The sequence below is a fragment of the Pseudomonas sp. ML96 genome (genome assembly GCF_000761545.1).
Taxonomy (GTDB): Bacteria; Pseudomonadota; Gammaproteobacteria; order Pseudomonadales; family Pseudomonadaceae; genus Aquipseudomonas.
Genome location: NZ_JPMY01000036.1, coordinates 97,750 through 112,496 on the forward strand (window position 1 = coordinate 97,750; position 14,747 = coordinate 112,496).

The 14,747-nt window shown below is 54.0% G+C and carries 12 protein-coding genes; all 12 read right to left on the reverse strand.

The window, feature by feature from the left end:
• Window positions 1-84: 84 nt before the first annotated feature.
• The 12 genes from IP89_RS17020 to IP89_RS23110 all read right to left on the reverse strand — a co-directional run bounded on the left by IP89_RS17020 (window position 85) and on the right by IP89_RS23110 (window position 14,716).
• Window positions 85-396: a ComEA family DNA-binding protein gene (locus IP89_RS17020; protein ID WP_043310811.1), complete on the reverse strand. Its 312-nt coding sequence runs from the start codon at window positions 394-396 to the stop codon at window positions 85-87.
• 87 nt (window positions 397-483) lie between these two features.
• The gene (locus IP89_RS17025; RefSeq protein ID WP_043310812.1) at window positions 484-2,472 is read right to left on the reverse strand and encodes a nucleoside-diphosphate sugar epimerase/dehydratase; all 1,989 of its coding nucleotides are present in this window, start codon (window positions 2,470-2,472) and stop codon (window positions 484-486) included.
• Window positions 2,465-3,502 carry a glycosyltransferase family 4 protein gene (locus IP89_RS17030; protein WP_043310813.1) on the reverse strand — a complete coding sequence of 346 codons (1,038 nt, stop codon included), beginning with the start codon at window positions 3,500-3,502 and terminating at the stop codon, window positions 2,465-2,467. The genes IP89_RS17025 and IP89_RS17030 overlap by 8 nt, the downstream gene beginning before the upstream one ends.
• The gene (locus IP89_RS17035) at window positions 3,499-4,461 is read right to left on the reverse strand and encodes an SDR family oxidoreductase (RefSeq protein WP_043310814.1); all 963 of its coding nucleotides are present in this window, start codon (window positions 4,459-4,461) and stop codon (window positions 3,499-3,501) included. The genes IP89_RS17030 and IP89_RS17035 overlap by 4 nt, the downstream gene beginning before the upstream one ends.
• Before the next feature lie 2 nt (window positions 4,462-4,463).
• Complete coding sequence (wecB, locus tag IP89_RS17040) at window positions 4,464-5,591, reverse strand: non-hydrolyzing UDP-N-acetylglucosamine 2-epimerase (RefSeq protein WP_043310815.1); 1,128 nt, start codon at window positions 5,589-5,591, stop codon at window positions 4,464-4,466.
• Window positions 5,584-6,594 (reverse strand): polysaccharide biosynthesis protein, encoded by a 1,011-nt coding sequence (locus IP89_RS17045; RefSeq protein ID WP_043310816.1) that lies wholly within the window; start codon window positions 6,592-6,594, stop codon window positions 5,584-5,586. The genes wecB and IP89_RS17045 overlap by 8 nt, the downstream gene beginning before the upstream one ends.
• A gap of 97 nt (window positions 6,595-6,691) precedes the next feature.
• Window positions 6,692-7,549, reverse strand: coding sequence for an SDR family oxidoreductase (locus tag IP89_RS17050; protein ID WP_043310817.1), 858 nt, complete (start codon window positions 7,547-7,549; stop codon window positions 6,692-6,694).
• 22 nt (window positions 7,550-7,571) lie between these two features.
• A complete protein-coding gene (locus IP89_RS17055; RefSeq protein WP_156115077.1) occupies window positions 7,572-8,981 on the reverse strand; it encodes a hypothetical protein in 1,410 nt (469 codons plus the stop codon).
• A 7-nt stretch (window positions 8,982-8,988) separates the two neighbouring features.
• Window positions 8,989-11,376, reverse strand: a complete 2,388-nt coding sequence (locus IP89_RS17060; RefSeq protein WP_043310819.1) for a hypothetical protein — start codon at window positions 11,374-11,376, stop codon at window positions 8,989-8,991.
• A gap of 19 nt (window positions 11,377-11,395) precedes the next feature.
• Window positions 11,396-12,616: a glycosyltransferase family 4 protein gene (locus tag IP89_RS17065; protein WP_043310821.1), complete on the reverse strand. Its 1,221-nt coding sequence runs from the start codon at window positions 12,614-12,616 to the stop codon at window positions 11,396-11,398.
• A 7-nt stretch (window positions 12,617-12,623) separates the two neighbouring features.
• Window positions 12,624-13,796, reverse strand: coding sequence for a glycosyltransferase (locus tag IP89_RS17070; protein ID WP_043310822.1), 1,173 nt, complete (start codon window positions 13,794-13,796; stop codon window positions 12,624-12,626).
• Window positions 13,793-14,716 (reverse strand): NAD(P)-dependent oxidoreductase, encoded by a 924-nt coding sequence (locus IP89_RS23110; protein WP_081963286.1) that lies wholly within the window; start codon window positions 14,714-14,716, stop codon window positions 13,793-13,795. The genes IP89_RS17070 and IP89_RS23110 overlap by 4 nt, the downstream gene beginning before the upstream one ends.
• Window positions 14,717-14,747: the final 31 nt, after the last annotated feature.

The window sequence follows — 14,747 nt, forward strand, 5'->3', positions numbered from 1 at the left end:
GCTCCTGATCGATGGGGAGCCGCATTTTAGCGCCGCAAAAAACAAAAAGCCGGTCAGTGACCGGCTTTCTCGAACGGCATGTCGTCAATTGACACTCATGCGCGCTCGATTCTTCTCCAATGTCGCCGGGCCAATGCCCTTGACCTCCAGCAACTCATCCACAGATGCGAAGGGACCATTGGTATTGCGATGATCGACTATCGCCTGTGCCTTGACTTGTCCAATACCAACCAACTCGGACTGAAGAGTATCGGCATCGGCTGTATTGAGGTTAACCGAGGCAACCTGAACCTCGGCAACAGTCTCAGGCTGAGACTTGGACTCCACGGCGGCAACATTGAGTGAGAATGCGGTAAAGCAGGCAAAAAGCAGTGCAGAAAAATGCATCTTAGGCATAGCGAAAGCTCCATTTCGTAAATGTGAGCGTGATTCCCATCACGCTCACATAACGCTAGTCACCCGCCAATTACAGTCAAATCAACATCAGCCGTTTTTTGTGCGTCGCTGCACATGCATCCAGTCGACTATTTCACCTTCTGGCACATAGCCACTCACAGTATCCCGCAACACGTGCCGCACGCGGTCGTAGTCGTCGCATTGCAGCGCGTTCAGCAAATCATCCAATACACTCTTCAACCTCGTCCAAGGCCAGTATTCCTCGTTAGCGCGCATAATCATTGGATGATCAGTGGGACTGACGTTGTCACCAATTAGCAACTCCTCATAAAGCTTCTCGCCGGGACGCAAGCCCGTGAATTCGATATCGATATCCCCCTGAGGGTTGATATCGCTACGGACCGAGAGCCCCGACAAATGGATCATCTTTTCTGCCAGAGTAACAATCTTCACAGGTTGCCCCATATCTAGGACAAACACATCACCGCCCTGCCCCATGGAACCAGCTTGAATTACCAACTGCGCAGCTTCCGGAATAGTCATAAAGTAACGAGTGATATTGGGATGGGTCACGGTGACCGGACCACCATTCTTGATCTGCTCACGAAATAGCGGGATTACCGAACCGGACGAGCCAAGCACGTTGCCAAAACGCACCATAGTGAAACGAGTTTGGTTGACAACCTGCTCCTCTGAGCCAAACAGAACTGGTGCAGACTCTCGACTAAGCGCTTGCAGCACCATCTCTGCCTGGCGCTTGCTGCTACCCATAACATTAGTCGGGCGCACCGCCTTGTCAGTGGAGATCAGTACAAAGTTCTTTACTCCGGCGCACACTGCTGCCTGAGCAGCGTGCAAAGTTCCGAAAAGATTATTAAGCACCCCTTCACGGATGTTGTGTTCGACAATAGGTACGTGTTTATAAGCAGCAGCGTGGTAAAGCGTGCTCACCTCCCAATCACGCAGAATAGCTAACAATCTTTGGCCGTCACGGACACTGCCAAGAATACTAATAAGTCTCGTTGAACTACCGTTGCGCGCGACCCAAGACTCAAGCTCGCCATAGATACTGTAAAGGTTGAATTCACTGTGTTCGTACAACAGCAATGCAGTTGGGCGGGCAGCCAGAATCTGACGGCATAACTCGGACCCAATGGAGCCACCAGCTCCGGTCACCATTACCACCTGACCTTGGATGCATCGGTGGAGCAATGCCTGATTCGGCACCACGGTGTCACGCCCTAGCAGATCAACAATATCGACCTCCTGTAGGTCACTCACACTGACTTTGCCATTAGCCAGATCCATGACGCCCGGAATCGTCCGCACATGCACGGGGTATGGCCCTAAAGCCTCAAGAATTTCGCGGCGGCGGGTACGCGATACCGAAGGTAGTGCCAACAGGACCTCCTCCACAGCCAACGCTTCAAACATACTTTCCAGTGAGCTCGAACTGTAGACCTTAATGCCCGCAATCATTCGGTCAGCAATGCCTTCATCGTCATCAATGAAGGCCACTGGCTGCATGCTTCTACTCATACGTAAAGCAAACAGGAGCTGGTTTCCAGCAGCCCCAGCACCATAGATAGCCACACGTTTGAGAGGAGATTCAGCTTGTCCTACGGACTCCGACGAAAACAGCGCACCACTGAAATACTGACGTATCAGCAGACGCACCCCCCCGACCAGCAACAACGCCAAGCACCAGTAGATAAACACCACCGACCTGGGCATCAACTCATCCGGCCTAACCAGATAGATCACCAAGGCTAGCAATAGGGCCGAGAGACTAACGGCATTGAACATAGTGACCAGAGCATTAGAACCCAAGTAGCGCAGCACCGCCCGATAGAGCCCGAATCGAATGAAAAGCGGGATCGCCGTGGCAGGGGCGGCTAAGAACAACCACAGATAGTCGCCGACAGGATTGACAGCATGGTCCCATCCCAAGCGAGCGACAAACGCTAGCCACAAGGCAAGCCACAACAGCAACACATCAGTGATGACCTGAATGGAGCGCTTGGACTGATGCGACAACGCCAGCAAACGACGACGTACCAACTCTGCCTTACTCATTCGTCATAACTCGCTCTACAGACTCAGCAGCACCGGCCCGATACTTGATGGCAAGCGCAATCAGCGGCAAATACGCCATTACCAACACAAGGGGCCCAGGCAGCCAACCGAGGGCGGCACAAACTGCCATGGGCAATAGCCAGAGAAGATTGATAAGCAACACCGCTAGCGTCACCGGAAGGTGCTTGTTGAAACGCCGGGCAGCAAATTGATAGGCGTGGCTACGGTGCGCCTCATAGACCCTTTCTCCCCTCAGCAAACGCCGTAACAAGGTCAGGGTAGCGTCGACGATGAACACTCCGAGCAAAATCAGCCAGCTCCAGAGCAGATCGCCGTTCACCCATGCCGTATGTATAGAAAGTGTGCCTAGTACTATGCCCAGAAAGCCACTACCCGCATCCCCCATAAAAATTCTGGCCGGAGGAAAGTTCCAGGACAGGAAACCAGCGCAGGATGCTGCCAGCAGAAGCACCGGTGGCACTAACTCGTCCGCCCCCATCAGTCTCGATATCAGCGCAATTCCCAAGCAGGCCGTTATCGCCTCAACGCTGGCTATACCATCGATGCCATCCATGAAGTTGTACAGATTTAGCAGCCAGACCAGATACAGCGCAGCCACGATCTGGCCCAACACCCCCAAGTCCCAGCTGTTGCCAAACGCCGAAACAGGTGGCAGGCCGGACAGCCAGTAGAGACACCAGGCAGCGGCAAGGAAATGACCGAGCAGACGCCAACGCGCGGCGACATGACCGTGGTCGTCAAGAAACCCTAGTAAGGCGACACCACCACCGGCACCCAGCAATGCGATGAAGAGCGACTGCGGCAATGCCCCCCAGCAATACAGCGCGCCTCCCCCTAGCAGGAAGGCGATTACGATAGCTACCCCGCCGCCTCTAGGCGTCGGCAAGCTGTGCGAACTACGGGCATTGGGAATATCCAACAAGCTCCGACTCAGAGCGTAACGACGCAAAAGGGCGGTCAACACGCAAGCCAGCAAGGCTGCCGAAACGATGGTCAACAGGGAAATCATGGTGCCTTTTGTTCCAGAAAATGGCGGGCAGTGCTAGATAGAGCCTGGTCAACCGAAATCGGAGGCACCCATCCCAGTCGTTCACGCGTTTTGTCGATGTTGACCTGAAGTGATCCGCAGAGCCGTTGACTCAGGTCTGCACGCCCTGCCAGATGGGCCATACGCTCGATCAGACTCTGCGGCACAGGCAGCAGGCGCGCTGGATGCCCAAGAGCCGCTCCCAAACGGCGCAGCAAATCACTGGTCGACAGGTCCTCGCCGTCGCTCACCATAAAGCGCTCGCCCGCAGCGGCAGGATGAGTCAGGCATAGCACGAGCAGGTCGACCAGATTATCCAGCGCGACCAGGCTGCGCCGGTTGCCAATACTACCGAATGGCAGGGGAACCCCACGCCTCAGCCAGCGCATCATGCTGAGGAAGTTTGCCTTGACCCCCGGCCCGTAGATGAGCGGAGGGCGGACCACAACCACCTCCAGCCCCGTCTCGCCCCCTAGCGTCAGCAGCCCCTCTTCTGCCTCGAGCTTGGAAACCCCATAAGGGTCACATGGCCAAGGCTGATCATCAGCACTGAAAGCGCCTCCCGTCGGGGTTTGCTCGCCATTGACCTTAATCGAACTGACGAAGATGAAACGCTGCACACCCGCCTCGACCGCCTGGCGCGCCAGGCGCAGCGTACCCTCTACGTTCACACGACGGAACTCGGCCAGGGGGTCAGCAGCTTGCTCCCGCATCACATGCACACGAGCCGCACAGTGAACAACCGCATCGACACCATCCAAGAGCTGAGACCAATCGGCCTCCGCCCCGAGCGAGGGAGCGACACACACTTCAGCCCCCGGAGCGGAGGTCGCAGGTATTTGACGTAGCGCGCTGCGTACACCATGTATGCCATCAGCCAACAAGCGCACCTGTACCGCTCTCCCAACGAAGCCACTGGCTCCGGTTAGCAGCACGCGCATGCTCAACCCTTGCGCCAGACAGTGCGATTCACGTAGTCGGTGTAGCTGAGCACCACACGCACAACCTGCAAAGATACAGGGCCGCCTTCATAATCGGGAACGACGGGGATTGAGCGCTCACCCGCCAGGTGCTGACTGGTAATGACCTTAACTGCGGCCAGCACCGAATCCTTCTTCAGCCCGCTCATGATCAGCGCACCCTGGTCCATGCCCTCGGGGCGCTCGTGTGCATTGCGTAGGGTCACCGCTGGCAGGTTGAGTAGCGAGGCCTCTTCGGTGATGGTGCCGCTATCGGAAAGCACGCAAAAAGCCGACATCTGCAGCTTAATGTAATCCAGTAGACCGAAGGGTTTGACAAAGCGCAGCAGCGGGTGCTCCAGAGACTCGCCCAACGCCTCAAGGCGCTTGCGTGTACGCGGGTGGGTCGAGACGATCACCGGGAGGCCGTACTCGTCTGCCAGGGCACGCAAGGTGACAAGCAGGTCGCGCAGATTGTCCGGCGTATCGACGTTCTCCTCACGATGCGTGCTGACGATGAAGAATTTACCAGCCTGAAGCCCCTCACGCTCAAGCACGCCGGACAGCTCAATCTTCGGCCGGTAATAGTCCAGCACCTCGTGCATGTGCGAGCCAGTCTTGATAATGGTCTCGGGGCGGATGCCCTCGGCAATCAGATATCGGCGTGCATGCTCGGTGAGCACCATGTTGATGTCAGATAGATGATCCAGCACCTTGCGATTGAGCTCCTCCGGCACGCGCTGATCAAAACAGCGATTACCCGCCTCCATATGGAACACCGGAATCTTACGACGCTTTGCGGAAATCACAGCCAAACATGTATTCGTATCGCCATACAGCAGTAATGCGTCGGGCTTTTCCAACTCGAATATGGCATCAGCCTTAGTGATGACTTCGGCGATGGTCTGGGCAGCCGTCTCGCCGGCGGCGCCGAGAAAATGATCCGGCTTACGAATCTCCAGATCATCGAAGAAAACCTGGTTGAGCTCGTAATCGTAGTTCTGCCCCGAGTGCACCAGCACGTGGTTGACTTGGAGATCCAGCTCGGCAATCACACGGCTCATCTTGATCAGTTCTGGTCGAGTACCAACCAGAGTCATTACCTTAAGCATCCAGCTGCTCCTTGATATAATCCAACTTGAGCAGTAGCTCCTTGATGCCCGCAACACTGAGGCGCTCAGTGTTGTGCGAGGTGTAATCATCCAACTCGGAGATTATCTCCTCTCCCTCGACAAAGTACTTCTTGTAGTTCAAGTCACGGTTATCCACAGGGATTCGGTAGTAACGACCCATATCCTCGGACTTGGCCATTTCTTCTCGAGAAACAAGCGATTCGTAGAGTTTCTCGCCGTGACGAGTACCAATGACTCTTACCGGGCTTTCGGAGCCAAATAGCTCTTTAAGCGCCAGAGCCAGATCACCAACTGTGGAGGCCGGCGCCTTTTGTACGAACAGGTCGCCCTGCTGGCCATGCTCGAAGGCGTGTAACACCAGATCCACCGAGTCCTCCAACGACATCAGGAAGCGAGTCATCTGGGGGTCTGTCACAGTCAGAGGCTCGCCGGAACGCATCTGTTCGATGAACAACGGAATCACAGAACCACGTGAAGCCATGACATTGCCATAACGTGTGGCGCAGACCACAGTGCCGCCAGCAGGAATCATCCGCGACTTTGCGACCATCAGCTTTTCAGCCATAGCCTTGGAAATGCCCATGGCATTAATCGGGTACACCGCCTTGTCGGTGGAAAGCACCACTACACGCTGCACATTGCTGGCGATAGCAGCATTGAGTACATTCTCAGTGCCATTGACATTGGTGCGTACCGCCTCCATCGGATAGAACTCGCAGGAGGGCACCTGTTTGAGCGCAGCTGCGTGAAAGATGTAGTCGACACCGACCATGGCCTGTCTGAGGCTGTCGTAATCACGCACATCGCCGATGTAGAACTTGACCTTGTCATTGGCCAGGGCGATACGCATATCTTCCTGCTTCTTTTCATCTCGGCTGAAGATTCGAATCTCGCGCACGTTGGTATTGAGAAAGCGCTTGAGAACGGTATGACCGAACGAACCAGTGCCGCCGGTGATCATCAATACCTTGTTATCGAACATAAACCCTTCCAGAGCATTAACGTGCTTTACCGCATACGGGCGGCATCCATCAGATCACAGCCATATCCATGACGATGGCTTTTATTCCACCGCCGACCTAGCGATCGGCTTCCATTCGGCGGACCAATTCCGGCCAACCCGGTGCTACATAACCGGTAGCAGCGCGAAAGCGCGAGCCATCGAGCGAGCGGTCGATCACTATGCCATCGTCGGGGCGGATCTCGATTTCTTTGCCGTATTGCACAGCTACCAAACGCAGCAACTCAAGCTTGGCAATAGGCTCGGCGGCCACATGGTACAAGCCATGGAGCTGCGGGTGTGGCAGAACAAAGTCTTTAATCGCCTGGGCCAGTTCGACGGTGGGCAAACCGGAGAAAATCGCCCGGGAAAAGCCTTTGACACTACCCTGCTGCGAAAGGAACCAGTCTACCAGCGCGTAGTGCGAGCCCAGTTCATGGCCAATGATTGAAGTGCGCAGAGTGATCGCATTGGGTAGATCGTGCAACTCACCTATGTACTTCGACTTGCCGTACAAATCCTCGGCATCTGACACATCGCTCTCTGCATAACCACCCTTGCGCCCGGAAAATACGCAATCGGTGCTGACATGAATCAGACGCGCCCCCCCCAATAAGCACAAACGTGCCAGACGATGAGGGAACATCGCATTGATCGGCAGCGCCGTCAGCGGGTCGTTAGCATCTGCCAGCTGTTTAATGAGTCCGATGCAATTGATCACGACCTGCGGCTGGACCTGAGCCATGACTGCCACCAACGCATCCTGATCCAACACATCGCAGCCTGCCAGCAGCTTGGCATGCAGAGGCTCAGGGTAGTATCGAAAGGCTGCACGACTACGCAGGGTACCCCAGACCTCATAAGCGGAATCCGCAGCAAAGGTACGGAATACAACACTACCCAGCATGCCGGCAGCACCAAGAACTAAAATTCGCATAATTTACCGACCTTTTATACCGTTAGGGTTTGCAAAAGAAGCACAACCACTTATCAAGAAAATATAAAAGAAATACATTTAACAAGATCGAACCAAAGAGCATATAGCTCTGCAACGGGACATAACCGAAGCTCGTATATCGAAACGCGATGACCTGAGCAATAAGCGCACAGAACACCATATTCTTACCGCCGATCCTATATACGAAATACTCAAAAAGAGCAGCCACAATGGAAAAGGCAAATACAGCGCCAAACAGAAAAATGAAAGAGCCTGGATAGAACAGGAAGGCGATATAGCCTGGCAAGGAAACAAAATGTGCTTTGTCATCACGAGCATTGTCGTATACCGAAACCACGAAATGCTGATCGTAAAAGGCATTAGAGCTAGTATCGAAGCGCTCATGCAAGGCTTCCTTAAATACTTCCCATCCAGTATGCGACGCCCCAACGACCGACATCACCCCCTCAATACCGACCCAGCGATCCAAAAAAAGAGATGACGTGTCCCGCAATATAGCATCTTGAATAGCTGTTTTAGTGTAGCCAGGGTAAGTATTAGCGCGCAACCAATTTACAGACAATACTGACGCCGCAAATAACGCCACGAAGACAACCATTACAAAAGTTGTCAATGCGGGCCGAAGCCTTGGCTCGTCACGGCGAAAAAGCGAAATAGCTCCATATAGCAACGACGCTCCATTGAGGATCATGCCTCGACTCCACATGGAGATATTAGAAAGTGCGACCTCTAATAACGCAATGGTAACAGCTATCCAATAGCGATCCCGATTAATTTCGAATTCAAAGCGTAGAATCAAGGCAGAAACAGATGCCATCCCGAACAGTAAAAGCCAGGTGTATACGCCATTGAGCCTGAAGGGCAAATTAGTTTGAGCCACCAAACCACGCTGATAAATGCCGAGTAACGCGTTGGAGATACATACCGCCAGAACAAAGATAATGAAAGCGAGCATTAGCACAAGGCGATACTTTCTGTAGAACGCAAAGATACCTACATATCCGATGCTCGGCAGCGTTTGCGGATAGCTGAACCAGAATCGAGCCCGTAGAAAACGAGCCAGCAGAATAGCGGCCAGCGCGACCGAAGTTACCTGCAATGCCTGATCGGCAGAGGCTGGCGATCCGTCGAACCCTCCAACAGAAATCGCAAAGGCGCCGTCAAAGAATGCTGTGCGTATGCTGAATTTCAACCAGAAGCCAACCCACAGCAATACACCAATAAAGGCATCAAAAAAAATTGCTCCCCGACCAAATCCAGATAAAAGAACTGCCGTGGACAGCACTGTGAACAACAGGTAGATACCCGCACTACCCTGATACTCTCGAGCCGTGCAAGCGGTGATGACTGCAATCGCAATCAGAACCAGCCCCCAAACGCCCTTTAACACCCCCCCCCAGCGCATAAACACCTCAGATCTACTTATCGTTATATCTAGGACGTACCGACATTTGCAAAATCACCGCCAGCAGTACCCCCCAGAAAAAAAACATGATTACACCAGAGTACGGTTGCCGTAACCCGACCTTGAAGACGCTGTCTATGCTCAGCATCAGGATCACGATGACAGCCAATGCCATCCGCGCCCTGTCAGCCCAGAAAGCCTGTAGATTTTGTAGTATCGAGACTCCGGTATAGGCAACCAATAACAGCAGCGGCAGCAAACCCAGCAGACCAAAATGGTACGCAAAGTCGAGGTAGTAGTTAAAGGCGCTGGGATGCACCGCGCGACTCGGAGAGGTAGCATGCCCCAGCAATGCCGCCATCCAGCCGTCAGTCATTCCGGAGAGGTAAAAGAACCAGTGACCGAGGTAGTTAACTCGGCTCTCCAACATATCTAATCCAGCGCCACCCTCAGACATCTGCCAAAGGTAGGCAATGGTGATGGCTGCGCCCACTAGAATAAATAGAGGAACGGTGAGCGCTCTAGAACGCTCACTTTTAGACTTGCTTTGCTGGACAACAAAAAGAATCACTCCAGAAAGAAGCATTAGATTAGTTAATAGCGACCAGGCAAATATCGTATAACTCCCCATCAACAACGCCAGCCCACACAGCCAACGGCGCAGCGGAGATTGCTCCCAAAGAGTACAGAGCCCGAGAACGAACGCAGCAGCAAATAGGAAAGAAACGTAATGCAGATGTTGATAGATGCTAAATAGATACACCGAAGGAGATAGCAACCGCCCCCCGGTGCTCACGGTAGAAATCAATTGAAGAGGCACCAGACATACAAGTACGGCCAAAGCGGCTCTGGCCAGCATCTCCAAAGCATCTTCGTGACTACCGAATTGCTGACCTAACACTAGCGCGGACATGGGCAGAATATATTGAATCAACAGAATAAGCTTCTGTCGTCCTGCTCCCCCTTCCGTCAAGCCAAGCAACAGGCTGGTCAGTAGCATGCCGATAAAAACGAAAAACAGGCTAACGAGAGATAACCTCACCTGTGAATACTGACCCAATAATACGATGCTGACATAGCAGGCCAGAACCGATAGCGGAATTGGCAACAAGGACAGCACTCCACCGCTGACAAAACCACCTGAAGTCTCGCCGAAAAGCCCCCCGTCTAACTGGAAGAATAACGGAACCAGAATTGCTATTGCGGTTAGCAACAGGATCCGGTTCTCGCTCATCCACCCGACGCCTTTCTTCGGCAGTAGGCCATTTCTCTCGCTGGCGTAAAACATCCAAGAAAGAACCGATCCGAGCAAATAGAGTGCAGCAAGTGCTTCCACTCCGAACGCGTAGAAAAGAAGCGGGATGCTAGCCAACAACATCAGATTGGACAGCATGTCCGAGCCAAACACATCAGCACCGACTTCACTCTGAATGATGCGCAGTCGAATACGCTGCGCCGCCACCATAACTACGCCCCCCACCAGCGAAAAACTTACCGCCAGCCAGAATAGGTCGGCCTTCTGAGTCCACTGCAGAACCCCGGGAAGGTACCTAACACTTAGCCCTAACCCCACCCCCGCCGCCAAAACAAGAAGCAAAACCAGATCGAAGAGCTTGACCATGCGCGCGCCCCGCACACTTGCTCGCTGCTCATGGCGCACCATAGTCGGCCCCAGTGCCTGGGTGAAAATCGTGCCGAGAATGCCCCCCATTGCGAATGCCGAGAAAAGATCACCAGCAATTTGTTTACCCGCAATGAGCAGGAGGAAAAGACGAAAGGCGTAGACCGAGACACCGATTACCATCGTCGAGCCGAAGTGCGGAAGCAACAGACGAACATTGGCAAGCAAAGGGGTAGAGTCAGCTATAGCGCGCTTAATCAGGTTCCGTCTCACGCAACCGCACAATGGAGACAGCGCCCATATCAACGTCATGGGAATAACTAGAGCTCCACCATCTATCAATACGAGCAGCAGCAGGACACACATGCCCACCTGCAGCAACAAGAATCTCGCCGCGCCCACACCATCGTTCTGGAGCTCCTGCTCGCTGAGGAAAACTTCAGCCAGCCACTCCGCAGCTCGTCGAACCACTAGTAGCAGCACGAACAGCCAGCCCCCGCCCACCAGTCCGGCGCAGAGCAGCCATGAAAACATCCCCAGTGGTACTATTAGCAGCAGCCGTAACCGCAGAATCTGGACGGCGCCAAATTCGCTCAGGCCGGCCAGAATCAGACTACGAGCATTCCCGGATAACGAATAAAACAACGCGACCGTCGCACCGTGAGTCAGGCCGAAGTCAGCCGCCAGCTCAGGCTTGCCGAACAGACTGAGGCCAATCATCACGACCATCATGGCGAAGGTGTTTGCCATGAACGCGCCGGGAAATACCAACACTCGCATACCCATTCCTTTTCGCCCCTTATGAGGGCCTGCGGCGCAGCAACTCGGTTAGTCGCCGCACCTGAGTTTCCATCTCAAAATGGATATCGAAGTAGGCCTTACCTGCCGCCCCCATTGAGGCCCGTGCAGAGACATCAAGCATCTTCATCCTGCGAATGTTTTCCACTAGAGGCATGACCTGCTCAGCAGAAGACGTGAAACCTGCCTCTGCCTCCTCGATGACTCGTGCGCCCTCGCCGTTCATGCTGGCAATAATAGGTCGCCCCGCCGCCAGGTAAGCCTGGACTTTGCTCGGGATCGTTTGCGCAAAAATCTCGTCATCGTTGAGTGATACCAGCAGGGCCGACGCACGTTCGAAAATCTTCGGCATCAGTTCGGCAGCAAAACGCCCTGGCAGCACCAGGTTGTCCAGCCCACCAGCCAGTTGCTGAGCCTTGAGCCAGCCCAGGCGACTACCACTGCCAACCAACACCAAACGGATCTGTGGGTCGTCGCGCAAATGAATGGCAGCCTGCACAAGAACATCCAAGGCCTGGGCTGTACCCAAGTTACCGGCGAATACCAGGCAGAAGTGCTCATCGAGCAGGGCCTGTAATTCACCTGGCAAGTCCTGCTCGGTAGCAGGTGCGTGGGCATCTATCGAGTTGGGGTAGTAGAAAATCTTCTCACGCTTGGCATAGCGCCTTACCGGCTCGATAAAAGCCCGAGACTGCACCAGCAAAGTATCGCAGTGGTGGTAAATGGCTTTAACCATCCACCCTACCGCCTTGAGCAGCATCGGCTTTTTCACAAATCCAGTGGCCGACAGACTCTCCGGCCACAGGTCTTGCACCCAGAGAAACAATTTTGCCTTTTTCAGGTACTTAAGCAGGATCGCTGGAATAGCTTGAGTGATCGGCGATGGCGCAAACACCACAATCGCATCGAACTCTCGCTTACGTAGCAACCACGGCAAGCACAGCACACCTGCCAGCACAAACGTCAGATAATTCAGCACCAGGTTTTTCGCCCCACCCACGCCGCGGGGCCATATCGGTATGCGTACCACCTCAATCTTGTTCAGGTACATCTCGCGCAGGCAGCCCCAGGCTCGATAGCCCTCGAACACCTCACCGTCAGGGTAATTCGGCTTACCAGTGGCCACCACTACCTCGTGCCCCTGCTGATGCAACATGCGCACAACGTCATTGATGATGAAATGTTCCGGCCAGAAGTACTGGCTCACAATCAGAATTCGCAAAAAACACTCACTTCGCCGCAGCCTCGTCGTCCGGCGTTGATCTAAACGGCACGCCCGTCAGTTCTTCATAGCACTGGCCAGCTTTGAGAATAAGGCCATCCCAGGTGTAGTGCTCTAGCACTAACTGACGCAGCTTTTCGCCGCGCGCGGGCAACTCATCGGAAGTAGATAACAACTGCTCAATGCCCGCAGCAATCGCTAGTGCCTGGGCAGCCACCACGGCCCCTGCGCCCACGCGCGCCACCTCGTCGAATCCACACTGATCAGTAAGCAATACCGGAGTACCACACAGCCCAGCCTCCAACGCCACCAGAGACATCGCCTCACGACGTGATGGCACCACGAGCAGATCAGCCGCCGCCAAAGCGTCTTGCTTGATCTGACCTGCGATAAAACCGATAAACAACACCCGCTCGACCAACCCCAGACGCGCTACCTCGGCGCGTAATGGCTCGCCCAACTCTTCATCCGCGCCGGCAAACACCAAGGTCGTAAGCGGATAGCGCGCAGCCAAGCTGGCAAAAGCCTCAAGCAGCAAATCAGGGCCCTTGATCGGGTTCAGCCTCCCCAAAAAAAGCAGTACCTGACGGCCCTGCAGACCATGGCTAGCCCGGAAGCCTTGGGGGTTCGGCACGATCTCGGAGTTGGGAAAGACTCCATTGGGCAGCAGCAGAATGCGTTCGTCGGTGACGCCATACTCATGAAACTGTTCGCGCTCCAGTTCGGTCACCGACACACACCGTGCTGCGCCAAGCACAATCCGGCGCCCCACCAGCTTGTTGTAGAGGCGCTTGAACCACGCCGAACGGCCAAATAGACGCAGGGAGCCGGCCGGGCAATACATGTAAGGCTTGTTCAAACGCTGGGCAGCTAGACATACCCGCGCGCCCAACACACTCCAATGGCCGGTCACATGAACGATATCAGCTTCGCTAACCAGCTCAGCGATACGGCGGCCTGAGATGGCCGGCAGCAAAAAGCGCTGAAACAGCGACGGCACCGCAACCAAACGCACAGAGGCCAACTCTGTCCGGCGCGTGTCGCCTAGCCCTTGATCTGTGCACAACACCGTGCAGCCAACGCCAATACGCCTCAGCGCCATCGCCAGTTGGAAGGTACGCTCGGCCGTTCCTCCACCCAATGAAGGATCAATACCATCGGCGACATGCAAAACGTTCATCGAAAATCAGGCTTCATATAAAACTCTGCGAATTCCTTAACCATTCCCTGAACTGTGTAGGCATAAGAAAAACCAGTCGAAGACAGCCTATCGCTTGAATATATGACATCACCGCGATTGGACTTCTCTGAGACTAACCATCGCATTAAAAATGGAAAAAACACTGGCAAAGAAATCATTAACAAATTATTGCGACCAAAGGCATAGTAATGCACCAGACGTCGAACACCCAACATATAATTATCCGGATCCCGGTCACAGGATATGAAATAACACCGCCCATAATGCGACTCATCTTTGCCAATAAAGCTCAGCGCTGCACGGGCGACATCATTTGCGTGGACAAGATGTGCACTTTCCTTGCCCTTTAAAAAGAATTTCAAACGAGAGTAGATATCAGAGCGCAATGCCTGCTGCAACACACCCGGACGCTCATTATCGATTACATTGGTCGGACGCAGGATAACGAGCGAACTCAACGGAATGCTCTGCAGCAATACTCTCTCTGCGGCTAACTTACTGGACTCGTACAGGTTTCTTGGAACGCACTGCTCATCCTCAGTCACTACCTTATTACGAGTCAGGCCGACAACCCCTGCACTGCTGATAAAGTAAAAAAACTTAGCGCCAGATACCTTGAATGCATCAGCTAGATTTTGCGTACCCTCGACATTGACTGCCCACATCAATGACTCGGACTTGAGCTCCGCAGCACAATGAAAAATCAGTGCTGCAGAGTCGAGAAATGCACGAAGCGATGTAGTATCTGCAAGCGCCCCCTGAAAATACTCAACACCAGCAACCGCGCCAGCGGGAACACTACGTGAAAGAATACGAACCTGATAACCTGCTTCAAGCAACAATGAGACGATGTGGCGTCCCACAAGCCCGTTGCCGCCAGTAACGCATGCAATAGTCATCTGCAGACCCCTCCAGTCGGGCTGCTTGAAA

Excerpts from the sequence above, each read along its gene's own strand:
- IP89_RS17020 (WP_043310811.1), bottom strand. The coding sequence starts at position 396 with ATGCCTAAGATGCATTTTTCTGCACTGCTTTTTGCCTGCTTTACCGCA.
- IP89_RS17025 (WP_043310812.1), bottom strand. The coding sequence starts at position 2,472 with ATGAGTAAGGCAGAGTTGGTACGTCGTCGTTTGCTGGCGTTGTCGCAT.
- IP89_RS17030 (WP_043310813.1), bottom strand. The coding sequence starts at position 3,502 with ATGATTTCCCTGTTGACCATCGTTTCGGCAGCCTTGCTGGCTTGCGTG.
- IP89_RS17035 (WP_043310814.1), bottom strand. The coding sequence starts at position 4,461 with ATGCGCGTGCTGCTAACCGGAGCCAGTGGCTTCGTTGGGAGAGCGGTA.
- wecB (WP_043310815.1), bottom strand. The coding sequence starts at position 5,591 with ATGCTTAAGGTAATGACTCTGGTTGGTACTCGACCAGAACTGATCAAG.
- IP89_RS17045 (WP_043310816.1), bottom strand. The coding sequence starts at position 6,594 with ATGTTCGATAACAAGGTATTGATGATCACCGGCGGCACTGGTTCGTTC.
- IP89_RS17050 (WP_043310817.1), bottom strand. The coding sequence starts at position 7,549 with ATGCGAATTTTAGTTCTTGGTGCTGCCGGCATGCTGGGTAGTGTTGTA.
- IP89_RS17060 (WP_043310819.1), bottom strand. The coding sequence starts at position 11,376 with ATGCGAGTGTTGGTATTTCCCGGCGCGTTCATGGCAAACACCTTCGCC.
- IP89_RS17070 (WP_043310822.1), bottom strand. The coding sequence starts at position 13,796 with ATGAACGTTTTGCATGTCGCCGATGGTATTGATCCTTCATTGGGTGGA.
- IP89_RS23110 (WP_081963286.1), bottom strand. The coding sequence starts at position 14,716 with ATGACTATTGCATGCGTTACTGGCGGCAACGGGCTTGTGGGACGCCAC.